The sequence below is a fragment of the Ruegeria sp. MALMAid1280 genome (assembly GCF_049195285.1).
GTDB lineage: Bacteria > Pseudomonadota > Alphaproteobacteria > Rhodobacterales > Rhodobacteraceae > Ruegeria.
On the sequence record NZ_JBMIRT010000049.1, the window covers coordinates 358,406 to 381,525 of the forward strand.

21 protein-coding genes and 1 pseudogene are annotated in these 23,120 nt (G+C 60.2%); 6 read left to right on the top strand and 16 right to left on the bottom strand.

Annotated features, from left to right (window positions below; genetic code table 11):
• Window positions 1–16: 16 nt before the first annotated feature.
• The 10 genes from ACOQFT_RS13605 to alr form a co-directional block, all read right to left on the bottom strand.
• Entirely contained in the window at window positions 17–661 is a 645-nt protein-coding gene (locus tag ACOQFT_RS13605; RefSeq protein ID WP_421598437.1) for an SDR family NAD(P)-dependent oxidoreductase, read from the bottom strand.
• Between the two features lie 41 nt (window positions 662–702).
• Complete coding sequence (locus tag ACOQFT_RS13610) at window positions 703–951, bottom strand: hypothetical protein (protein WP_170443651.1); 249 nt, start codon at window positions 949–951, stop codon at window positions 703–705.
• 266 nt (window positions 952–1,217) lie between these two features.
• The gene (gene purF, locus ACOQFT_RS13615; protein ID WP_421598438.1) at window positions 1,218–2,741 is read right to left on the bottom strand and encodes an amidophosphoribosyltransferase; all 1,524 of its coding nucleotides are present in this window, start codon (window positions 2,739–2,741) and stop codon (window positions 1,218–1,220) included.
• Between the two features lie 631 nt (window positions 2,742–3,372).
• A complete protein-coding gene (locus tag ACOQFT_RS13620; protein WP_421598439.1) occupies window positions 3,373–3,987 on the bottom strand; it encodes a CvpA family protein in 615 nt (204 codons plus the stop codon).
• A 41-nt stretch (window positions 3,988–4,028) separates the two neighbouring features.
• On the bottom strand, window positions 4,029–5,390 hold the full coding sequence (gene radA, locus ACOQFT_RS13625; protein ID WP_421598440.1) for a DNA repair protein RadA: 1,362 nt from the start codon (window positions 5,388–5,390) through the stop codon (window positions 4,029–4,031).
• Window positions 5,391–5,511: 121 nt separating this feature from the next.
• On the bottom strand, window positions 5,512–6,294 hold the full coding sequence (locus ACOQFT_RS13630) for a DNA repair protein (protein WP_421598441.1): 783 nt from the start codon (window positions 6,292–6,294) through the stop codon (window positions 5,512–5,514).
• Window positions 6,295–6,442: 148 nt separating this feature from the next.
• A complete protein-coding gene (locus ACOQFT_RS13635) occupies window positions 6,443–6,895 on the bottom strand; it encodes a paraquat-inducible protein A (protein ID WP_421598442.1) in 453 nt (150 codons plus the stop codon).
• Between the two features lie 437 nt (window positions 6,896–7,332).
• Entirely contained in the window at window positions 7,333–8,079 is a 747-nt protein-coding gene (locus tag ACOQFT_RS13640) for an ABC transporter ATP-binding protein (protein WP_421598443.1), read from the bottom strand.
• Entirely contained in the window at window positions 8,076–8,858 is a 783-nt protein-coding gene (locus tag ACOQFT_RS13645) for an MlaE family ABC transporter permease (RefSeq protein ID WP_421598444.1), read from the bottom strand. Before ACOQFT_RS13645 ends, ACOQFT_RS13640 begins: the two co-directional genes overlap by 4 nt.
• Window positions 8,855–9,889 carry an alanine racemase gene (gene alr / locus ACOQFT_RS13650; RefSeq protein WP_421598445.1) on the bottom strand — a complete coding sequence of 345 codons (1,035 nt, stop codon included), beginning with the start codon at window positions 9,887–9,889 and terminating at the stop codon, window positions 8,855–8,857. The genes ACOQFT_RS13645 and alr overlap by 4 nt, the downstream gene beginning before the upstream one ends.
• A gap of 216 nt (window positions 9,890–10,105) precedes the next feature.
• On the opposite strand from alr, the gene ACOQFT_RS13655 reads away from it, so the two are divergent.
• The gene (locus ACOQFT_RS13655; RefSeq protein ID WP_421598446.1) at window positions 10,106–10,645 is read left to right on the top strand and encodes a GNAT family N-acetyltransferase; all 540 of its coding nucleotides are present in this window, start codon (window positions 10,106–10,108) and stop codon (window positions 10,643–10,645) included.
• Between the two features lies 1 nt (window position 10,646).
• Here ACOQFT_RS13655 and ACOQFT_RS13660 read toward each other — a convergent pair whose 3' ends face one another.
• The 6 genes and pseudogenes from ACOQFT_RS13660 to ACOQFT_RS13685 form a co-directional block, all read right to left on the bottom strand.
• Window positions 10,647–12,137, bottom strand: a complete 1,491-nt coding sequence (locus tag ACOQFT_RS13660; protein ID WP_170443671.1) for a replicative DNA helicase — start codon at window positions 12,135–12,137, stop codon at window positions 10,647–10,649.
• Between the two features lie 199 nt (window positions 12,138–12,336).
• A complete protein-coding gene (locus tag ACOQFT_RS13665; protein WP_170399384.1) occupies window positions 12,337–13,014 on the bottom strand; it encodes an orotate phosphoribosyltransferase in 678 nt (225 codons plus the stop codon).
• 143 nt (window positions 13,015–13,157) lie between these two features.
• Window positions 13,158–13,480 (bottom strand): annotated as a pseudogene (locus tag ACOQFT_RS13670) (hypothetical protein); the annotation flags it as partial.
• A gap of 98 nt (window positions 13,481–13,578) precedes the next feature.
• Complete coding sequence (locus ACOQFT_RS13675; protein WP_421598447.1) at window positions 13,579–14,061, bottom strand: CinA family protein; 483 nt, start codon at window positions 14,059–14,061, stop codon at window positions 13,579–13,581.
• Window positions 14,058–14,555 (bottom strand): phosphatidylglycerophosphatase A, encoded by a 498-nt coding sequence (locus tag ACOQFT_RS13680; RefSeq protein WP_421598448.1) that lies wholly within the window; start codon window positions 14,553–14,555, stop codon window positions 14,058–14,060. Before ACOQFT_RS13680 ends, ACOQFT_RS13675 begins: the two co-directional genes overlap by 4 nt.
• On the bottom strand, window positions 14,552–15,682 hold the full coding sequence (locus tag ACOQFT_RS13685) for a bifunctional 2-C-methyl-D-erythritol 4-phosphate cytidylyltransferase/2-C-methyl-D-erythritol 2,4-cyclodiphosphate synthase (RefSeq protein ID WP_421598449.1): 1,131 nt from the start codon (window positions 15,680–15,682) through the stop codon (window positions 14,552–14,554). Before ACOQFT_RS13685 ends, ACOQFT_RS13680 begins: the two co-directional genes overlap by 4 nt.
• A 185-nt stretch (window positions 15,683–15,867) precedes the next feature.
• On the opposite strand from ACOQFT_RS13685, the gene dusB reads away from it, so the two are divergent.
• The 5 genes from dusB (at window position 15,868) to ACOQFT_RS13710 (ending at window position 23,115) form a co-directional block, all read left to right on the top strand.
• Window positions 15,868–16,851: a tRNA dihydrouridine synthase DusB gene (gene dusB / locus ACOQFT_RS13690; protein WP_421598450.1), complete on the top strand. Its 984-nt coding sequence runs from the start codon at window positions 15,868–15,870 to the stop codon at window positions 16,849–16,851.
• Entirely contained in the window at window positions 16,848–17,915 is a 1,068-nt protein-coding gene (locus tag ACOQFT_RS13695) for a two-component system sensor histidine kinase NtrB (RefSeq protein WP_421598451.1), read from the top strand. Before dusB ends, ACOQFT_RS13695 begins: the two co-directional genes overlap by 4 nt.
• A gap of 38 nt (window positions 17,916–17,953) precedes the next feature.
• The gene (locus tag ACOQFT_RS13700; RefSeq protein WP_421598452.1) at window positions 17,954–19,321 is read left to right on the top strand and encodes a response regulator; all 1,368 of its coding nucleotides are present in this window, start codon (window positions 17,954–17,956) and stop codon (window positions 19,319–19,321) included.
• A 99-nt stretch (window positions 19,322–19,420) separates the two neighbouring features.
• Window positions 19,421–21,709: an ATP-binding protein gene (locus ACOQFT_RS13705; RefSeq protein WP_421598453.1), complete on the top strand. Its 2,289-nt coding sequence runs from the start codon at window positions 19,421–19,423 to the stop codon at window positions 21,707–21,709.
• Window positions 21,706–23,115, top strand: coding sequence for a sigma-54-dependent transcriptional regulator (locus ACOQFT_RS13710; RefSeq protein ID WP_421598454.1), 1,410 nt, complete (start codon window positions 21,706–21,708; stop codon window positions 23,113–23,115). Before ACOQFT_RS13705 ends, ACOQFT_RS13710 begins: the two co-directional genes overlap by 4 nt.
• The last annotated feature ends 5 nt before the right edge of the window (window positions 23,116–23,120 follow it).

Genomic DNA, 23,120 nt, shown 5'->3' on the forward strand with positions numbered 1-23,120 from the left:
CCTAAAGGGCCTTTCCTTACAGCAGTGCCAAAATGCGCGCGGCTTCATCCGCCGTGCTGGTCAGCACATCCCGATCCTCGCCTGGGTGGAAACGTGCGCGTACAGCCGTTGGCATCGGGGCAGGCTCGACAATTGTCACGCGCGGACCGGTGCGTTCGGTCTCAAGCGCCCAGCTGCGTGCCAGCGCCATCTGCGCCGCCTTGGTCGCACCATAGATGCCATAGAATTTCTCGCCCGCTTTCGGGTCATCGAAGAACACGGCATGTCCGGCCTCGCCCAGCAGGGGGGCAATGTAGGGGATCAGGACCGACGTGGCCGTGGCATTGGTGTTGACGGCTTTGGTCCATTCCTTGGGGTCGACAAAATGCGTCGGCGTCAGCGCCGAGGTATGGACTGCCGTATGCAGCCACAAATCGACCTTGCCCCAGCGGTCATGGATGCCACGGCACAGGGTGGCCATGGCGTTCGGATCGGCGATGTCCATAGGGGCAAGCGTCGCTGCGCCGCCTTTGGCGCGGATGCGGTCATCCAGCTCTTCCAGCCCGCCGGTGGTGCGGGCAACGGCGACGATATGAAATTCGGGTGCCAGCGCCTCGGCCAGGGCGGCGCCCAGCCCACGAGAGGCCCCGGTTACGAGGGCAATTTTGGTCTGATCGGTCATAACAGCGGTTTGAACCCCTGCGCGCAGGGCGTCAAGCCAGTTTAACTGCCGGGTATGGCGATCCGTTTGGTCTGGCCGCTTTGTCGCAGCATCACACCCTCGTCATCAATGGCGACCACGGTGCCTGAGGATACCCGGCTGCCGGGCTTGACCTCTTTCACTCGGCCAGACGACATGCGCACCAGCGCGCGCATATCCGACTTTGGCCCGAAGACCCCCAGCACGGACACGGAACTTTTGTTCAGCGCACCCTTTTGTGTGGCCACGCTTTTGACGGTTGCGTTCGACATGAATTCCGACCCGGCCGTTGTGGCCCAGCCCCTTATTGTGAGTGGTTGGCAGCTGGCGGCCTAGCAAACCGGACCACAGAGTTAAACCCCACCTCAGGGTCACGAGATCGTCAGGGTGGACGACTCGGGCGAAGCCTTTGCGATTGCAAATTCTTCATCGGAGGGTTGTGCGCGAAAACCCACTCATGTGCCTGAGAGCCAGACAGAAAAAGACCCGCATCACCAAAGCTGTGCGGGCCAAAAACTGTATTGATTCGAGTCTGGACTTATCCCGAAGCCAGTTTCGCGCTGTTCCACGAACCGCCGGGCACCTGCATGTCCTCGCGCTTTTTGCTGACGCGGCTACTGTTTTCGAGGCTGTCCAGATAGTCGTCGCTGACACTGCCGGTGATGTAGTTGCCGTCAAAGCAGGAACAGTCGAAGGCCTCGATCTCGGGGTTGCCTTCCTTGGCGGACCAGATCAGGTCGTCGAGGTTCTGATAGAACAAAGCATCGGCGCCCAGCTCCTGTCGGATCTCTTCGACCTCTTTGCCGTTGGCGATCAGCTCATGCTTGGTGGGCATGTCGATGCCATAGACATTGGGGAATTTCACCGGCGGAGAGGCGCTGGCGATGAACACCTTCTTGGCTCCGGCCTCACGGCACATCTGGACGATCTTTTTGATCGTATTGCCGCGCACGATCGAGTCGTCGATCAGCAGCACGTTGTGGCCCTTGAACTCAAGCGGAACGGCGTTCAGCTTGCGGCGCACGGATTTCTGACGCTCTTCCTGGCCAGGCATGATGAAGGTCCGACCGACATAGCGGTTCTTGACCAGCCCCTCACGATAGGGGATGCCCGTCGCCTTGGCGACCTCAAGCGCGACCGGGCGGGCGCTGTCGGGTACGGGGATGATGCGGTCGATATCCAGACCGGCGGCCTCGATCTGGCGGGCCAGTGTCTGGCCCATGCGCATCTGGGTCTTATAGACCGAGACACCGTCCAGCAGCGAATCCGGGCGGGCAAGGTAGACATATTCAAAGATGCACGGCGTCAGTTGCCCTTCGACCGCTTGGAAGGTGTGCATTTTGCCATCCAGATCGATCAGGATCGCCTCACCGGGTTTTACGTCGCGCAGCTTGTCAAAGCCGTTGATGCCAAAGGCCACATCTTCCGAGGCAAAGGCATAGTCGCCGCTGTCGCCATCTACATCGCGTTTGGCAACGGACAACGGGCGGATGCCATAGGGATCGCGGAAGGCCAGCATACCAACACCGGCAACCAGACAAATCACCGAATAGGCGCCCTGAACCCGCTCCATCGTCATCTTCACACCGGCAAAGAGGTTGCGGATCGGCTCGGCATTGCCATTCACCTTGATCGCGTCGGCAACCTTGTCGGCCAGCACGTTCAGCAGAATCTCGGAATCCGAAGTGGTGCGCAGGTGGCGGCTGTATTTTGCTGTGACCTTCTCGCGCTGTTCGGCGGTGTTGGTGATGTTGCCGTTATGCACCAGATAGATGCCATAAGGCGCGTTCACGAAAAAGGGCTGCGCTTCGGTCGCGCTGAGCGACCCGGCGGTGGGATAGCGCACATGGCCCATGCCGATCTTGCCCAACAGGGTTTCGGCGTCCTGTGCGTTGAACACATCCTTGACCAGACCGTTGGCTTTCTTCTCGCGGAAGAACTCATCGTTATAGGTGACGATGCCCGAAGCGTCCTGACCCCGGTGCTGCAGCATCAGCAGCCCGTCATAGATTTCCGCAAAGACATCATGAGTTCTGCTTGCGATCCCCAAAATCCCACACATCTACGGGCTCCAACTTCTACGACGTTTTGACTGGCGATGATGATCTGAACATCTGCATAGGTGTACCTGTACGCCTTGCAGCCATCCCGGCTGCTGGTGCAGACGCGCCATCGTCACGAGGGCGGGCGCGAAAGTAAACAGGATCAGCAAGATCGGTGGCTCCGATTCCATGTCAGCTCGGCATCCACATAATGCCTAACGGGGCCTGTGTCATCAAAGGATCACAATTGTCGGTTCCTGCAGGTGTATTTTACCTGACACGGCATCAAAAGGTGACACAGGTGCAGGCATGTGCTGTCATGGCGAAAGTCATGAGTTTTTTCATAAAACCGGGTTCGATAGGGGCTTCGCCATGTGGCAACACAAGCAAGGAACTAAAAAGGAAGAACCTGTTAAGCGCCGGTGCCACCGCTGCCGCGGTCAGGGGCGCTCGGCCTGTCAGATTTGTAGCGGGGCGGGAGAGGTTGTCAAAAGCCGGGATGTCTTTGGTAAGCCTCTTTACAGCCGCTGTGACGGGTGTTTCGGTCTGAAGAACATCAGATGCACGGTTTGCGCGGGCGAGGGGTTTGTCTGACAGAACCTGCCGCGCAGACGCAGAAAAAAACGCCCGGACAAAGCCGGGCGTTTTTTCCTATTCAGTGGTGGCCGGTTCGGTTGTATCCGGGGCGGTCGGTTGTTCCGTAGTGTCCGTGCTGCCGTTGCAGCTTGCCACAAGCTCTTCATATTGCCGGGTGACCCAGCCCAGAGCCTGTTCGGGATTCTGCTCTTCGATCCGGTCGCTGAACTGTTCGAACACTTTGGCCGAGCGGCTTTCATCGACAATCGTATAAGACTGGCCGGTCATCACGGTGTCGTAGACAAAGAAAGCAATGGCCACCAACAGGATGCCGCGGGCGATGCCGAAGAAAAGCCCAAGCGCCTGATCCAGCCCGCCGATGGCCGAGCGCTGAACGATCGACGAAAACAGCGGTGTAAAGATGCTGACGACGATCAACGCGATGGCAAAGACGGCGGCAAAACCGGTGATCACCGACAATTCGCAGCTGTCGCGCAGGAAATCTCCGACCACCGGGATTTCTTTTACCAGCGGTACGGCCTGGGGTGCAAAAATGAAGGCCAGAACAGCGGCTGCGACCCAGCCCGCGATGGCCAAAACCTCACGTAAAAAACCGCGTGAATAGGCCAGCAGGCCCGACACGACGATGATCAGGGCAACCACCCCGTCGATTATTGTAAAACCTTCCATGGCCCTCGCCTGTATTTTTTTCAGCCCCTCAAGGCTTTACCTTAACCTGCTCCGAAGGTTTCGCCAACAAACCCCACCAAATCAGAGGGTCGGGTGAGTGTCAGACCTGCCACAGTGCCGGTTTTGCCACCTGCCGGAGCAATTGCCGATGTGAAACCAAGTTTTTGGGCTTCTTTCAACCTGTTTTCGGTCTGCGGGGCGGGTCTAAGTGCCCCGGATAACGAGATTTCTCCGAAAACAACGGTATCTGCGGGCAGGGCTGTGTCTTCGCGGGCACTCAGCAATGCGGCAGCTACCGCAAGGTCGGCTGCGGGCTCGCTGACCTTCAGCCCTCCGGCGACGTTCAGATAGACATCGAGTCCCGCGAAGGGGATGCCGCAGCGGGCTTCAAGCACGGCGAGGATCATCGCCAGCCGTCCGCTGTCCCATCCGACCACCGTGCGGCGGGGTTGAGAATGCGGTGACGGGGCCACAAGTGCCTGTAATTCAACCAAAACGGGGCGGGTACCTTCGATCCCGGCAAACACGGCCGAACCGGGGCTGGGGGTGCCGCGTTCCGACAGGAACAAGGCCGAGGGGTTGGTGACCTGTGCCAACCCCTTGCCGGTCATTTCAAACACGCCAATCTCATCCGCGGGGCCAAAGCGATTTTTCACGGCGCGCAGGATGCGGAACTGGTGGCCGCGCTCGCCCTCGAAATAGAGCACGGTATCAACCATGTGCTCGACCACGCGGGGGCCAGCGATCTGACCTTCTTTGGTGACGTGGCCGACCATGATGATCGAGACGCCGTGTCGTTTCGCAAACGTGGTCAATTCATGCGCTGCAGCCCGGACTTGTGACACCGAGCCCGGCGCGCTGTCCACGTTGTCTGCCCACATGGTCTGAATCGAGTCGATGATGGCAAGGCCGGGTTTTTCCGCCTCGAGCGTAGTCAGAATGTTGCGCAGATTGGTTTCGGCCGCCAGTTGCACCGGCGCGTCCTCGAGCCCCAGACGGCGGGCGCGCATTCGAACCTGCGCGCTGGCTTCCTCGCCCGAGACGTAGATGGTTTTCACACCCGCACGGGAAAACCGCGCGGCGGCTTGCAGCAGAAGAGTGGATTTGCCAATGCCGGGGTCTCCGCCCACAAGAAGGGCTGAGGCCGGGACGAGGCCGCCGCCCAGAACGCGGTCCAGTTCCTCGACGCCGCAGAGGGTGCGGGGTGGCGGGGTTTCCTCGGTGGATAGGTCGCTGAGAGCAATGGACTGGCCACGTTTCCCGCCCAGGGATTTCTTGGCGGGACCAGCGGATAGGGGGACGTCCTGCGAAATGGTGTTCCATTCACCGCATCCGTCGCAGCGCCCGGACCAGCGCGAATGTGTCGCGCCGCAGGCCGAGCAGGAAAAAGTCGTCTTTGCCATGCCGCCTTGGTGCCCGAGGACGGGCGGTTCTTCAAGCCCTTGCAGGGCTTTCATCTCCGCCGATGGGGTGCCGCGTCCTCAGGCCCCAAGGGGCCATCGTCCGAGGCAGGCACTGACGCGCCTATTCCGCGGCGCGGGGGGGCGACATTGCGATGACGCTGGACGCTTGGGACGTTTTATCCTTGGGCGGTGTCTGCAACTGCGCCGATAGTTCCGGCAGCAGTTCAAACAACTCGTCGCGCAGGCGGGCCAATTGCGACTTGGCAATGGATTCCTCCATCTCGACGTCGTGAGTCCATTGGCGCAGTTCGTTCTGGATTACCTGCGCCTCTTCGATCCGCTTCTGGAACTGTTCGATCTCTTCCTGACGCTGTTGCAGGAACATCCGCGCGCGCGAGATTTTGGCGTTGCCATAGGTTTCGGCCAGCTCGTGGCTGATTTGGCTCATCTGAGCCGCAAGCTCCAGGATCTCGGGCTCAAGCGTCTGCAGGTCGGGGTGCTGGCGCAAAAAGGCCATCCGCTCTTTGACGGCGTCGAACTCGGACGACATCATGAACAGCCCCTCGCGATCTGCGGCATGGGCCATTTGATAGGCCGAAGAGATATCGTGCATGTTCAGCGCGAATTTTCGATGGTTGTTTTCCAGCGCCATCATCCGCGCATTGGCTGGCAAGTAGAACGCCAGCATCAGAATCAGCACGGTCAGGCCGATCTGAACGTACATCCCGGCGTCGGTTACCGTGCCGTCACCGAACCCGGCCTGAATCGAGAGCCAGGGCAATACACCCAAAGCGGACAGAAGTGTGGCTGAAACGGATAGTAATGCGGCCGCGCATATCAGAAAAAAGGTCAGTCTCAAAAAGGCATTTTGAAATTGCAATGTCACATTGTGGAGGGCTGTCATGATCGACGAACTCCTTCTAGAACCGGTTAACACCAGGTCCAAGCGGAGACACCTAAAACACACAGAATGATCCGCTGCGGACCCGTAAACTACAAATTTTTACTGCTCGAAATACTAAGATGATACTCAGATGAGTGTTTTCAATCAATTAGCTCTGAGGATTTCGTGAACTGCGTGTCATTTCGGTAATCTGGCCCAGTGCGATCGAGGCCAGAATACAGGCTGTGAACAGGTAGAGGCCCCATGCGGTCTCGATGGTCGCGTAAGAGATGCCTTTGGCCAGTGTGATGTAAAGCGCGATCAGGAAGATGTCGGCCATGGCCAGTTTTCCAAGGATGTTCAGCGCGGGTTGGACGCGGGCATCCAGCAGGTCCCATTGGATCAGCGCGGTGCCGATGGTTTTGATATAGGGTGCGAAGAGGGCGAAGACGGTGACGATCAGCGCCAGAAAGACGTCGGATTTCCACAGGGATTGGAGGCCGGTGATGACGCTGATTTCGTTGAGGCCGAAGATCGGCAGCAGCCCCGCGCGCATCAGCGGGGCAAACCACGCGATGGGGTAGAGGATCAGGAGCGAGAGGGTGGCTAGGCGGAGGGTCATTGCCATTTTCGCAATTCACGCGGGTACATAAATATTGAGCCTAAGTGTCTTTGCTTGAATTTCTTTTCTTCGAATTCGTCCGTTTTAGATTGAAGAAGTCCCAGAACATAAAAAGAATAGTCAATGGAATGACCACCACAATGAGAAAATCGGCGTACGCAGAATACGCGGACTCATAATAACTGTGGGGAAAAAGGAGCTTCCACGCTAAAACTGGCAAGCAACAGACTAGCATCCGAAGTGGAACCGAATAACAGGCGGCAAATTCTTTTGCTATCAAGAGAAACAACTTCAAGTTCTTGTTCCTCCAAACGTTCTTGTTCTTTGGTGTCTACAGGGCGCGACGATCGCCTATAAATTGAAGCAGGTGAAACACAATTGGTAAAGCAATTATCAGTAGAAAATTGACTGCGTTAGTCGATAAGGCCTTGGCGTTTTTACCGCACCGCCTCAATCGGCCCCTCGGCACTGCCACTGATGAACTGTTCGACATAGGGATCACCCGACGCGTCCATCTGGCTGACCGGACCGGTCCACTGGATGACGCCTCCGTGCAGCATGGCGACGTTGTCGGCAATCGCGCGGACGGAACTCATGTCGTGGGTGATGGTCATGGCGGTGGCGCCCATCTCGGTCACGATCTCGCGGATCAGATCGTTGATGACGCCGGACATGATCGGGTCCAGACCCGTGGTGGGCTCATCGAAGAAGATGATCTCGGGCTCGGCGGCGATGGCGCGGGCGAGGCCGACGCGCTTTTGCATCCCGCCCGACAGTTCCGACGGAAAGCGGTCGGCCACGTCCGATTTCAAACCCACGCGGCGCAGTTTCTCGATGGCGATCTCGCGGGCGTATTCCGGAGGGCGTTTCAGCGGGCCGCGCAGCAGGCGGAAGGAAACGTTCTGCCAGACCGGCAGCGAGTCAAACAGCGCCGCCCCCTGAAACAGCATACCAAAGCGGGCCAGGAACCTGTCCCGGTCGCCCTTGGTGGCGTCTTTGCCATCCACATAGATCATGCCGCTGTCGGGCTTGATCAGGCCCAGGATACATTTCAGCGCCACGGATTTCCCCGTGCCCGAGCCGCCGATGATGACCATCGAGGTGCCCTTGGGGATCTCAAGGTTCATGCCCTGCAACACATGGTTGTTGCCGAAAGCCTTATGTACGTTCTCCATCCGGATCATAGCGAGAAGAACACCCCTGTCAGAATGAAGTTGGCGGCCAGAATCATGATTGCGGCGGATTCGACCGAGGATTTGGTGGCCCGGCCCACGCCCTGCGCGCCGCGGCCCGAATCCATGCCGTAGTAGCAGCCCATGATCGCTGCGATCAGGCCGAAGGCGGCCCCTTTGACCAGCGATGAGACGATGTCACGGGCCTCAAGGAAATTGACCGTGTTCGACAAGTAGTTTGCCGGATTGAAACCCAGATTCTGTGTCGCGACCGCATAGCCGCCCGCGATGCCGATGATGTCTCCGATTCCGACCAGCAACGGTACGGTGATCAGTGCGGCCAGAACGCGCGGGGCGGTCAGGTATTTCATCGGATGCGTCGACAGGGTGACCAGCGCGTCGATCTGCTCGGTCACTTTCATGGTGGCGATCTCGGCCGCGATGGATGAGGTCACGCGGGCCGCGATCATCAGGCCGACCAGAACCGGGCCCAGTTCGCGCACCATACCGATGGCGACGATCTGCGGCACCACGGCCTCGGCATTGAAGCGGGCGCCACCGGCGTAGATTTGCAGGGCCAGCGCGCCACCGGTGAAAATGGCGGTCATGCCGACGACCGGCAGCGACAGCCAGCCGATATTCATCAGCGCAACCATGAACTCACGCGGGTAGTAGGGGGGGCGGAAGATGTGCGAAATCGCATCCACCGAAAACAGCGCAACTTTGCCGAATGTGGCGAACAGCGCCAGGACCGCCCGGCCAAGCCCGCCCAGCGGAGACAGAAGCTTCATTCCACGTAGCCCCGTGAATAACGCGCGCCAAGCGAGGTGAGGATTTCGTAGCCGATGGTACCCGCCGCCTCGGCCAGGTCATCGACGGTCTGGTGACCATTCAAGATGCGCAGGCGTTCGGGGTCTTCGGGCAGGTCGGTGACGTCGACGGTGATCAGGTCCATCGAGATCCGGCCGACCACGGGGCAGGGCTTGCCACCCGCGAAGGTGTCGATACCGCCACCAATTGCGCGGTGCAGACCGTCGGCATAACCAGCAGCTACAGTCGCGATACGCGAGGGGCGCCGGGCGACCCAGCTGTTGCCGTAGCCGACGGATTCTCCGACCTCGACCGCGCGTACCTGAACGACGGGCAGATCGACCGTCACCACGGGTTTGGCGTCGGCAAAGGGCATGCCGCCGTAAAGGCCAACACCGGGGCGGCAGAAGTCGAAATGATATTCGGGGCCCAGCAGCGTGCCGCCGGTGGCTGCCAGTGACCGGGGCGCGGTGACGCCGTCCGTCATCTCGCGGAAGGTTTTTAGCTGCTGGCGGTTCATCGGGTTGTCGGGTTCATCCGAGCAGGCGAGGTGCGACATGACCACGGCCGGGTTCAGCGGTTCGGCCCTGGGGCGCAGTTCGGCCCAGTCGGCAGGCTCTAGACCCAGCCGGTTCATGCCGCTGTCCAGCTGAATGCCAAAGGGATGATCCGGCAACGCCTGCTGGTGACGCAGGAATTGTTCGGGGGAATTGATCAGCGGCGTCAGGTCATGATCGCGCAGTAGATCGGTGTCACCTTCCATATGCCCCGAGAACACGCCGATCAGCGGACCGGGGCCAACGGCCTTGCGCACGGTGACGCCTTCCTCGGCGACGGCGACAAAAAACTTGCGAACACCTTCCTCGGCCAGGGTCGCGGAAACCGGCCCGGAACCCAGACCATAGGCGTCGGCTTTGACCACGGCGCCGGTCTCGACATCCGTTTTTGCGTTGAGCGCCCGCCAGTTGCTGGCCAGCGCCTGAAGATTGATCGTCAAACGTGCGGTACTCATGGTGCTGTTCATGACATTGGAACGCGGCAGGTCAAGGGGGAATGCGGTAATTCTTGTGCATATCGTTGCGATACCGCGCAGCTTTCGGCCAGTGCCGCAAAGCCTTGGCGAAAAAAGGCCTTTGTGGCCCTGACCTGTGTCTCGTCATTGTGTTCGCGCTGTGATCAACTACGGGCGTTTAAAGGGACTGTCGATGCTGCTGGATTGGAGTTGAAAATGTTGAACCTGACCGCCGAGTTCAAAGCTCGAACCGCCGAGTTGCCGGGGCTGTTCCGGGATGTCTTTACCGCGTCCGAGGGCGAGGACGAGGGGCGCGCGGTCGGTGCGTTGGCGGCTGATCTGTTGAACACGACCCCCGAGGATGATCTGCTGGGGGTGCTGGCTGTGGATCGCGACGTGCTGGCCGGGTGCATCCTGTTTTCCCGGCTTCACTACGACCTGGACCCGCGTCAGGTGTTCCTGATGTCTCCGGTGGCGGTGCGGACGGACCGGCAGAAATCAGGCATCGGTCAAAAGCTGATCGGTTTCGGGCTGGAGAAGTTGCGTCTGCAAGGTGTGGACTTTGTCGTGACCTACGGTGACCCGGTCTATTACGGTAAAACCGGGTTTCAGCCGATCACCGAAACGGTTGCCCGTCCGCCCATGCCGCTGAGTATGCCGCAGGGATGGATCGGACAATCTCTGAGTGGCGATCAGACACCAATAGAAGGCCCGTCGCGCTGTGTCAGCGCGTTCAACAGGCCCGAATTGTGGTAGGTCAGTAGTTCTCGATCTGGCCGTCCTGCTGCCAGGGTTTGACCAAGTTGCCAAAGCGGGTGAACTGCGCCTCGAAGGACAGCTCGACCGTGCCTATGGGGCCGTGGCGTTGCTTGCCGACGATGACCTCGGCCTTGCCATGCAGGCGCTCCATGGCCTGCTTCCACTCTTCCATCTTGTCCAGTTCGTGATCGCCGGGCTTTTCGCGTTCCTTGTAGTATTCCTCGCGGAACACGAACATCACCACGTCGGCATCCTGTTCGATCGAGCCCGATTCCCGCAGGTCAGACAGCTGCGGGCGCTTGTCGTCGCGGCTTTCGACCTGACGGCTCAACTGTGAAAGCGCGATCACCGGGATGTTGAGCTCTTTGGCGATGGCTTTCATGCCCATCGAAATTTCGGCGATTTCGTTCACGCGATTGTCGGCCATACCGCGGCAGAGCTGCAGATAGTCGATCACCAACAGGTCCAGCCCGTGCGTCCGCTTCAGCCGCCGCGCGCGGGCGGCCAGCTGCGAGATCGGCAGGGCCGGGGTGTCATCAATGAACAGGGGACAGGCCTCCAGTTCCTTGGCAGCATCGACGAAGCGGCGGAACTCGGATTCCGTCATGTCGCCCTGACGGATTTTGTGCGACGAAATCTCGGAGGCTTCGGCCAGAACCCGGCCCGCCAGCTGTTCGGCGCTCATCTCAAGTGAGAAGAACCCGACAACGCCGCCGTCAATCGCACCTTCGGAGCCGTCCGGCTTGGTGCCGCGCTTATAGGCCTTGGCCACGTTGAACGCCACGTTGGTCGCCAACGAGGTTTTCCCCATCGACGGACGCCCCGCAAGAATGATCAGGTCTGACGGGTGCAGACCGCCCAACTGTTTGTCCAAGTCGGCCAGACCGGTGGAAATCCCCGCCATGCCGCCACCGCGCTGGTATGCTTCGTTGGTGACGTTGACGGCTTCTGTGACCGCCTTGAGGAAGGATTGGAAACCCTGTTCGGTCTGGCCCTGCTCGGAAAGCTGATAAAGCTGTTGTTCAGCCTCGACGATCTGTTCCTTGGGCTCGCTGGACACATCGACCCGCGCCGCCTTGTCCGAAATGTCCCGCCCCAGCCGGATCAACTCGCGCCGGATGGCAAGGTCATAGATCATCTGGGCATAGTCATGCACCGCAAACGCACTGATCGAGGCACCGGCCAGTTTGACCAGATAGGCCGGGCCGCCCAGTTCCTTCAGACCCTCATCCTCGGCCATGAACGACTTCAGAGTGACGGGAGATGCCAGCGCATTCTTGGCGATGCGCGTGGCCGCGACTTCGTAGATCCGTGAGTGAACCGGGTCATAGAAATGCTCGGCCCCGATGATCGAGGCCACCCGGTCATAGAGGTCGTTATTGGTCAGGATCGCACCCAGAAGCTGCTGCTCGGCCTCAATGGAGTGCGGCATGGTTTCGGCATTCTGAATCTGCGCCGCTGCCTGCTCGATGCTGCTGATCTCGTTCATTGCTGCTCTCTATGCCTGTTGGGCACTGTCCATACCCGAGCCCCCTGAGTCGGGGCAAATTGTATGTTTCTGGGGATAGACTGTGCATATCTCCGGGCCCCATCATGTTGAAACATGAAGGGGCGGTTCGTCAACATATTGTGTGGATTTCACCGTCCTGCCGGATGGCGTTCCAATTCGTTCGGCAGATGCCGTAACGTCAGCCTTTGTTGGCTTCCTGCCAGCCGCGCGGGTCGTTCAGGAAGGCCTCGACACCGTCAAGTGTCTCTTGGTCAAAGGCTTTCTGCGCCTTGGCTTCGGCCAGAACGTCCCACCAGGTACACAGGTGATGCAGTTGCACACCGTGATCGCCGAGGGTTTTTTCGGTCTCGGGGAAGATGCCATAGTAGAAGATGACCGCCGTGTGCCCGCAGGTGGCACCGGTTTCGCGGATCGCATCCACAAAGGACAGTTTCGAACCGCCATCGGTGGTCAGGTCCTCGACCAGCAGCACACGTTCCCCTTCGCTCATGGCACCTTCGATGCGGGCGTTGCGGCCGTAACCCTTGGGCTTTTTGCGCACATAGGTCATCGGCAGCGCCATACGCTCGGCGACCATTGCCGCAAATGGAATGCCCGCAGTCTCGCCCCCCGCAATATTGTCAAACGCCTCAAACCCTGCGTCACGCATCACGGTGACGGTCAGGAAATCCATCAGGGTCGAACGGATGCGCGGGTACGAGATCAGCTTGCGGCAGTCGATATAGGTCGGGCTGGGCAGGCCGCTGGCTAGCGTGAACGGTTCGCGCGAATTGAAGTGCACGGCCTTGATCTCCAGCAGCATCCGCGCGGTCAGGCGGGCGATTTCGGTGCTGTCGGGAAAGGAACTGGGGATCATGGTGCAACCTCGGGACAAATTGACGTTGCGGGCTGATAGCCCGACCATTGACCCAGAGTCGAGAGGCTTGCACGCAAAAGAAAAGCGGACCCCGCCAGGAGGTCCGCTTTGGCCCTTGCGGGCACATGGCAGCCAAGGTGGGCTCAGCTGCTCATGTCATAAGCGCGCTCATCATGTACCGAAAGATCGAGCCGGTTTGCCTTGGTCTCGGCGTCCACGCGAAGCGGCGTTACAGGCGCAATACTCTTGATCAGGATAAACGTCACGATTGACGTAAGGGCACCCACGATCACCAGACCACCCGGCTGTGCGAGGTGGTCGCGACCGGGATATGTGTTACGGTCACTGCCATCGCAGCGCCGCCATCAGCCGCAAGTTGCGAACCACCGTTGAGGTCGAACCAGCCAGCCCGCAGCTTCGCCGCCCCGATCATCACATGGCCTGAATTGTGCGGCGGCGTAGCGCGCCTTCAAGCGGAGAAAAGTCGGGAACTGAGCGGCAAACGCAGTGTTTTCACCGCTTTTGTCGACTGGCGATCAAATGCGCATCAAAAGGCCGGTTGCCCTATTTCCGGGCGATGGTCAAAAGCCCCTGCAAGAGCAGCTCCAACGCATGATCCCGCGCTGCGCGGCGGACCTTGTCACGGCCAAGCGCGCCGAATTCCACCGTTTCGGTGCGGGTGGGTTTGCCGCCCGCGGCAAGTCCAAAGCAGACGCGCCCCTCGGGCTTGAACTCGGACCCGCCAGGCCCCGCGATACCGGTGACCGAAACGGCGAGTTGGGCGTCGGAATTCCTCAACGCACCCTCGGCCATTTCACCGGCGACCTGTTCCGAGACGGCGCCATATGCCGCCAGCGTTTCGGCCCGCACGCCCAGCATCTGCTGTTTGGCGGTGTTGGTGTAGGTGACAAAGCCGCGCTCGACCACGGCGGAACTGCCAGGGATGTCGGTCAGCGCCGCAGCGACCATGCCGCCGGTGCAGCTTTCGGCGGTGGCGATCATCACCCCTTGCGCCTTGGCTTGTTCGAGAAGCGTGGCGACGGTCAAAGGCCCAGAACTCCGTGTGAGATACCGGCAATGATCACGACTCCGACGCCCGCGAACATGCCAGCGATCACGTCGTCCAGCATCACACCCATCGGGTCATTGCGCCGATCGGCCCAGCCGACGGGGCCGGGTTTCGTAATGTCGAACAGGCGGAACAGCAGGAAACCGGCGATCCAGCCGGGCCAGAGTGCCGTGATATCGATCCCATACGCCCAGGCCGGATAGGAAATCGCCCACAAGGCGGTGAATTGCCCGGCGACCTCATCAATGACAATCTCGGACGGGTCGTGATTGTCCTGGCCCGCCGTCATCACGCGCGTGGCCCATAGGCCGCCAAAGAACACGGCAAGTGTTGCGATTGCCAGTAACGGAAAGCCGCCCAACGTATGTAGGAGCCATGCCAAGGGCAGGGCGGCCAGCGATCCCCATGTCCCTGGCGCCGGGCGCAGATATCCGACACCACAGACGGTTCCGATCAGGCGCGCGGCATTCATGACTTCACCAGACAGGCTGTGGCGAGCGAGGCAATCCCCTCACTACGCCCAGTAAACCCCAGCCGTTCCGATGTGGTCGCCTTGACCGAGACCTGATCGGCGCTCAGCCCCATGATCCGCGCCATCTCGTCTTGCATGGCGGGCGCGTGGGGGCCAATCTTGGGGTATTCGCAGACCAGCGTGCAGTCGACATTCGAGATGGCGTATCCCATCTTTCCGGCCAGATCGACCGCGTGACGCAGGAAAATCTCGCTTGCAGCACCCTTCCATTGCGGGTCCGACGGCGGGAAATGCTGACCGATGTCGCCCTGTGCCAATGCGCCATAGATTGCGTCGGTCACCGCGTGCATTCCCACGTCGGCGTCAGAATGCCCTTGCAGGCCGCGCCCATGCGGTACCTTCACGCCACACAGGATCACGTGATCCCCGTCGCCAAACCGATGCACATCGTACCCGTTGCCCAGCCTTACATCCATATCCGTTCCCAATATGCGTTCCGCCCGGGCAAAATCCTCGGGCCGTGTGATTTTGATGTTGTCCGCATCGCCCGGCACGATGGCCACGTCCAGCCCGGCGGCGCGGGCGACTTCGACGTCATCGGCAGCCCCTCCGGGATGGGCCGCATGGGCCGCGACAATGGCATCATAGTGAAAGCCCTGCGGTGTCTGCGCCGCAAACAGGCCCGAGCGATCCTGCGTTCCGGTCACGATGGCTCCGTTTCCGGTCCAAAGCGCATCGGTCACCGCCAGCCCCGGAGCGGCCGCCGCGTGCGCATTCAGGGCCTCAAGAACCTGTTGAATGATTGGCTGCCCGACACAGGGCCGGGCGACGTCATGTATGAGGACATGATCGACCGTAAGCTCTGCAAGGGCAGCAAGGCCGTTTCGGACCGACCCAGCCCGGTCGCTGCCGCCCGTGGTGAGGATCAGGTCGGTGTTTTCGAATTCAGCCCGCGCAGGGCCGTCATCTTCGGACAGGACCAGTACGATGTGATCCACCTGACCCCGAAAGCGATCAATGGTCCAGTCTGCAACGCGAAGCCCGGCCAGTGGGCGCCATTGCTTGGGAATCCCCCCTCCGGCGCGCAACCCGCGTCCTGCGGCGACGATGATGGCGGCGGTTATCATGAGGGCATTCACTCCGGTGTTTCGAGGGCAATGTTTAGGGTGCGGTGAATGCAGAGGCAATCACCCGCGTCAATCTGCCCAAAAATTAGGCATGTGATGATTTTGCGGGCTTGATGGCCGCCGTTTTGTTGTTCATATGCGCTCAATTCGATATCAAAGCCGCAACTGCCCAAGGATTAAGCACGTTGACCCTTCAACTCGCCGACAAAGACCTGAATCCGCCGGTGCTGCTGGCTCCGATGGCCGGAATCACCGATCGGCCGTTCCGAGATTTGGTGATGCGCTTTGGCGCAGGCATGGTCGTCAGCGAGATGGTCGCCAGCCAGGAGATGGTGCAGGCCAAGCCCGGCGTGCGCGAGCGGGCCGAGCTGTCGGCGGATGTGGGAAACACCGCCGTGCAACTGGCCGGGCGCGAGGCGCATTGGATGGCCGAGGCTGCGCGGCAGGTGGCCGATCGCGGCGCGCGGGTGATCGATATCAACATGGGCTGCCCGGCCAAGAAGGTGACCAATGGTTATTCCGGCTCGGCGCTTTTGAAAACGCCGGATCACGCGTTGACCCTGATCGAGGCGGTGGTCGAGGCTGTCGATGTTCCGGTGACCCTGAAGACCCGTTTGGGCTGGGACGACACCTTGTTGAACGCCCCGGACGTGGCGCGACGGGCGCAAGAGGCCGGTATCCGCATGGTCACGATCCACGGCCGTACCCGCTGTCAGTTCTACAAGGGGCACGCCGACTGGAAAGCGATCCGGGCGGTGAAAGAGGCGGTCTCGATCCCCGTCATCGCCAATGGTGACATAGTGGATACCGACACCGCGCGCACGGCGTTGGAGCAGTCTGGCGCAGACGGGGTTATGGTCGGGCGCGGGGCGCAGGGAAAACCGTGGCTGTTGGCCCAAATCTGTCACGACCTATACGGCTCCGCGGCCCCTGATATTCCCACGGGTGACGATCTGATCGACATGGTGCGCGCGCATTATCAGTCGATGCTTGAATTCTACGGCACCGATCTGGGTCTGCGTGTCGCGCGCAAGCATCTGGGCTGGTACATGGATGAGGCCGGAACCCCCGCCGCCCTGCGCCGCGCCGTTCTGACCTCGCGCGATACGGAGGAGGTGATGCGTCTGCTGGGCGATGCACTGAGTACCGATGCGGAGGCCGCAGCATGACCTCGGATCAAAACATCTGGACCTCGCTGCCGGTTCCGGCCTTCATCATCGACGCCGAAGATCGGATTGCCGATGTGAACTCGGCCGGTGAGGGATTTCTGAACGCCTCGCGCAAATCGGTGATCGGGCATCCGGTCTGGGATCAGATCGCCGTGGACGCGCCATTGGAAGAAGCTTTTGAGCGCGCGCGTGCCCATGGTACGCCGCTGTTCGTCAACGACGTGGATGCCGGGTCGGGCAACCGTGCACCGCTGCAATGTGCATTGCAGATCGCGCCTTTGGTGGGGCAACTGGGGTCGATGATCATGATCATCTCGCCACGCGAACTGGCGGGGCGGATGACGCGGGGCAATACGGTGAAATCCGCCGCGCAATCGGCCATCGGAATGGCCGAGATGCTGGCGCATGAGATCAAGAACCCGTTGGCTGGGATCACCGGGGCGGCGCAGTTGCTGAGCATGAATATCTCTCAACAAGACCTTGAACTGACTGACCTTATCGTAGCTGAGAGCCGCCGCATCGTGAAGTTACTGGAGCAGGTCGAGCAGTTCGGCAACCTGTCGCAGCCCGATTTCAAGCCGGTCAACATTCACGACGTTCTGGACCGCGCGCGCCGCTCGGCGCTGCTGGGGTTTGGCGCGCATATGACAATTATCGAGGATTACGACCCCTCGCTACCGCTGGCCTATGGAGACCCGGATCAGTTTCTGCAGGTGGTGCTGAACCTGCTCAAGAATGCCTCGGAAGCCGCCGATCCCAAAGGCGGAACCATTCGCCTGCGCACCTATTTCGAACATTCCTTCCGGCTGCGGCGCAGTGACGGCTCCGGTCATTCCCTGCCGCTGCAGATTGAGATCATCGACGACGGGCCGGGGCTGCCCGAGAAAATCCGCGGCGATATTTTCGATCCGTTCGTTTCGGGCAAGGAAAACGGCACCGGCCTTGGGCTGGCGCTGGTGAGCAAGATCATCTCGGACCATGACGGCTGGATTTCCGCCGACTCGGTGCCGGGCCGCACGGTGTTCCGCATCTCGCTGAGGCGAGCACCGAAAGACGCAACCTGAAACAGCCGGTAAGAGCAGAAATATAAGGAGAGCACCCGATGGATGGCACAGTACTGGTCGCAGATGACGACCGCACGATCCGCACCGTTCTGACTCAGGCCCTGACGCGCGCGGGGTGCAAGGTGCACGCGACATCCTCTCTGACCACGCTGATGCGCTGGGTCGGCGAAGGCAAGGGGGACGTGGTGATCTCGGACGTGGTCATGCCGGATGGCAACGGGTTGGAGATGCTGCCCAAGATCGCGCAGGATCGGCCCGGTTTGCCGGTCATTGTGATCTCGGCCCAGAACACGATCATGACGGCGATTCAGGCGGCTGAGGCGGATGCTTATGATTATCTGCCCAAACCGTTCGATCTGCCCGACCTGATGAAGCGCACCGCGCGGGCGTTAGAGCAGAAACAGCGTGTGCAGACCGAAGCGGTTGAAACAACCCAAGATAGCCCTGAGGAACTGCCTTTGGTCGGCCGAACGCCGGTAATGCAGGCTTTGTATCGGTTGGTCGCGCGGGTGATGAATACCGATCTGTCGGTGATGATTTCTGGTGAAAGTGGAACTGGTAAGTCTCTGATCTCCCGCGCTATTCACGATTTTTCAGATCGTCGCACATTGCCGTTTGTGACGGCGACGGCGGCGGATCTGCGCGATCTGGAAGGCCCCGCGCGGGTGATGGCGCGGGTGCGTGGCGGTACGCTGCTGATCGATGAGATCGCGGATATTGACGACGAGTTGCAGGCTCGCATCGTCCGCATGATGGACACGCCGGGCGATCACGTGCCGCGTTTCATGGCCACCAGCCAGTCGGACCTGACCGAAGCGATGGAGAGCGGACGGGTGCGTCAGGACCTCTACTATCGTTTGTGCGGCGCGACCGTGCATGTGCCGGCCCTGCGGGAACGGGTGGACGATATCACGCTGCTTGCCGATCATTTTCTGGCGCGGGAGGAACGCGAGCATGGCGCCAAGCGCTGGCTCAGCCCTGAAGCGGTGGAACTGGTGCGGCGCTATTCCTGGCCGGGCAACGTGCGGCAGCTGGAAAACGCCATTCGCCGTCTAAGCCTGACCAGCCGCGTCGACGAAATCTCCAAGGCCGAGGTCGAGATGGTGTTGGGCAGCCAGCCCGAGGCCGAACCGATTCTGGGCGACGCTGAGCGCGAGAAATTGTCGGCCTCGGTGGCGCGCCATCTGCGGCGGTATTTCGACCTGCACGGCAATTTGTTGCCCCCTCCGGGCCTGTATCAACGCATTCTGCGCGAGGTTGAGGCGCCGCTCATTGAGCTGGCGCTGGACGCAACCGGCGGAAATCAGGCGAAATGTGCCGATCTTCTGGGGATCAACCGAAATACGCTGCGGAAAAAAATCACAGATCTCGATATTCAGGTGACACGTCGACGCAAACTGATGTAATATCGCCACACAAATTGTGGCATCCGGGTTTGCGCCCGGCAAGGACCACGACATATGGCGGTACGTCGCGCAAGCGACACATCAGGATGAGGGCAGACGGTGGCAACCCGGGCACAGAGCGGGCCGATTCCAGCGATCAATCGGTGGCGGAAATCCCGAAAACTGCGCAATATCGGCACTTTGGGGCTGGTTCTTCTAGGCCCTGCCTTGGCGCTGGCCACCTATCTTGTCATTGGTCCGTTTGATCTTGGGGCAACGGCCCCCACGCTGCGCCTGATCCTTCTTGCAGACTTGGTTTATGTGCTTGTCGTTGCCGCGCTTGTTCTGGGGCAGGTCGGCAGTCTGATCGCCGCGCGCAGGGCGAAATCTGCCGGATCGCGTCTGCACCTTCGCCTGATCGGCGCATTTACGCTGTTGGCGCTGGTGCCGACCGTGACCGTTGCGATCTTTGCGGGCCTGACAGTGAATATCGGGCTTGAGGGGTGGTTCTCGGATCGTGTGCGGCAGGTTGTGGGCTCGTCCCTGACTGCGGCCGAGGCCTATGAGCAGGAGCACCGCGAAGGCCTGAAGCAGGATGCCGTTGTGTTGGCGCGGTTTCTGGATAACGCCCGTGCGCGGGATTATTACATCTCGGATGCGGAACTGCGCGAGGTTCTGGCGCAGGGCCAGGCTCAGATTCAGCGCGGCCTGCGCGAAGCCTATGTCATTGATGGCAGCGGAGAAATCCGGTCACGCGGGGATCGGTCCTATCTGTTCAACTACGAAGAGCCCACGCCCGAGCAGATGGTCGAAGCCACGGATACTGGCTTGTTGATCATCGCCGACTGGCAAAATAGCGAGTTCCGCGCGCTGGTTCCGTTACAGGCCTATCTGGACCGGTATCTCTATGTCAGCCGCGAGGTGGATGGCCAGTTGCTGACGCTGCTGGATGACACCAAGGAAACGGTGCAGTTCTACCAACAGCTTGAAAACGACAGGGGGCGGGTGCTGTTCGAGTTTGGCCTGCTCTATCTGGGATTCGCGGTGATTCTAATTCTGGCGGCTATGTCGCTGGGCATGTGGTTCGCCGAGCGCCTGTCGCGGCCGGTCGGACGGCTGACCACTGCGGCGCAGCGCGTTGGAGCGGGCGACCTGAGCGTGCAGGTGATCGAAGAGGCCAGCGATGACGAGATCGCCATGTTAGGCCGTTATTTCAACCAGATGACCCGACAACTTAAAGGGCAGCGTGATACTCTGCTTGAGAACACCCGCCAGATTGAACGTCGTCGGCGCTTGTTTGATTCGGTGCTCAGCTCGGTAACCTCTGGCGTGGTCGGGGTAGACCCGGATGGTTGCGTGACCTTTGTAAACCGCTCGGCCGAAAGGCTGCTGGACTGGGCGCATGTGGACGAGAAGCTGTCGATCGGTATCGCAGTGCCCGAGTTCCTGCCGCTGTTCGAAAGCCTCAAGGACAGCGGGCAGGAGGCAGTTCAGGGTGAGATCAAGGTCACCCGCAAGGGGCAGTTGGAAAACCTGCTGGTACGCATGGCCACGCGACGCGGCGAAGATGGCGGGTTGGAAGGATACGTGGTCGCCTTTGACGACGTTACCGATCTGGTCAGCGCGCAACGGATGGCTGCGTGGGGCGATGTGGCCCGGCGGATCGCGCATGAGATCAAGAACCCGCTGACACCAATCCAGCTGAGCGCCGAGCGAATCAAGCGCAAATTCTCACGCAAGCTGAATGAAGAGGATTGCGACAGCCTCGAATCCATGACCGACGTGATCGTACGGCAAACCAACGACCTTCGGCGGATTGTGGATGAATTCTCGAAATTCGCGCGGATGCCGGAACCGGATCGGCGCGAAGAAGACGTTGTCGGGCTGGTGCGAGAAGCGGTGTTGTTGCAACAGGCCGGGCAGCCGGATGTTCAGATCGACGCCTCTTTGCCGGATCACCCGATTTTGGCGGATCTGGACGCGACGATGCTGAATCAGGCACTGACGAACCTGATCAAGAATGCAGGTGAGGCCATTGAGACCCTCAAGAAAAAAGGCCCGCCAGACAATCTGAAGCCACAGATCAAAGTGGACGTGATCAGCGACGATGCGGGGACGGTCATTACCATTGCGGATAACGGCATCGGCCTGCCCGAAGATCGGGCGCGCTTGTTCGAGCCGTACGTGACCACACGGGACGAGGGCACAGGTTTGGGCCTGCCCATCGTCAAGAAGATCATCGAAGAACACGGCGGAGCGCTCACACTTGAAGATGCGCCCGTCTTTGACGGACAGGACCATTTCGGTGCGATGGCCGTAATCCGTTTGCCGGGGGGCAAGTTCTCTCCGACCGCAGCGCCACAAAAGCAGGCAATTCAAACCAATAAACTGAAAGCAGGCCAAAGATGAGTGACATTCTGATCGTAGATGACGAACGCGATATTCGCGAACTGGTGTCCGACATTCTGGAGGACGAAGGCTATTCAACCCGGCTGGCCGGCAACTCGGACGAGTGCATGGCTGAAATCAATTCCGAACCGCCGGGATTGTTGATTCTGGATATTTGGCTGAAGGACAGCCGCATGGACGGGATCGACATCCTGAAATCGGTGAAGCGCGACAACCCGGATGTGCCGGTTGTGATCATTTCCGGCCACGGCAACATCGAAATTGCGGTGGCGGCAATTAAGCAGGGGGCTTACGACTTTATCGAAAAGCCCTTCAACATCGATCAGTTGATGGTGGTGATCCGGCGGGCGATGGAAACCTCTCGCCTGCGCCGCGAGAATGCCTCGCTGAAACGCAAAGAGGTCACCAGTTCGGACATGATAGGCAAATCCGCCGCCTTCCGCGCGATGCAGAGCCAGCTGGACAAGGTGACCAAATCCAACGGCCGTGTGATGCTGAGCGGTCCGGCCGGGTCGGGCAAGGAGATTGCCGCGCGGTACATTCACGCCCATTCCAACCGCGCTAACGCGCCTTTCGTGACGGTGAACTGTGCGGGGATTGAACCGGAACGGGTCGAAGAGGTCCTGTTTGGGCGTGAGTCCTCGGAACGCGGGATTGAATCGGGCCTGCTGGAAGAAGCCCACGGCGGTGTGGTCTATTTCGATGAGGTCGCGGATATGCCGCTGGGCACGCAATCCAAGATCCTGCGGGTGCTGGTCGATCAACAATTCCAACGCGTTGGTGGATCTGACAAGGTGCGTGTTGATCTGCGGGTGATCTCGTCGACCAACCGCGATCTTGAAGATGAAATCGTCGCCGACCGTTTCCGCGAAGAGCTGTACCACCGCCTGAACGTGGTGCCGATTGCGGTTCCGTCGCTGGAAGAACGGCGCGAGGATATCCCGGTTCTGGCGCAACACTTCATCGAAATGTGCAACGAATCTCAGGGGTTGGCCCTGCGTGAAATCTCGGAAGAGGCGGTCGCTTTGCTGCAGACCATGACCTGGCCGGGCAACGTACGTCAGCTCAAGAACCTGGTCGAGCGGGTGTTGATCCTGGGCGATGGCTCTGGCCCGATCGAGGCCAAGGAACTGCCGACCGAAGAGGAAAAGACCGACGATTCAGGCCGCGTCGTGCTGTCGGGTGCCTTGGCGACGCTGCCGCTGCGCGAAGCACGCGAGGCGTTCGAGCGGGAATACCTGCTGACCCAGATCAACCGATTTGGCGGCAATATCAGCCGCACCGCCAGCTTTGTCGGGATGGAGCGCAGTGCGCTGCATCGCAAGCTGAAATCCTTGGGTGTGGTGACCTCGAACAAATCCGGCGCACGGGTGGCGCAACTGGACGAACCGGAACCGGCGGAATAATCCGC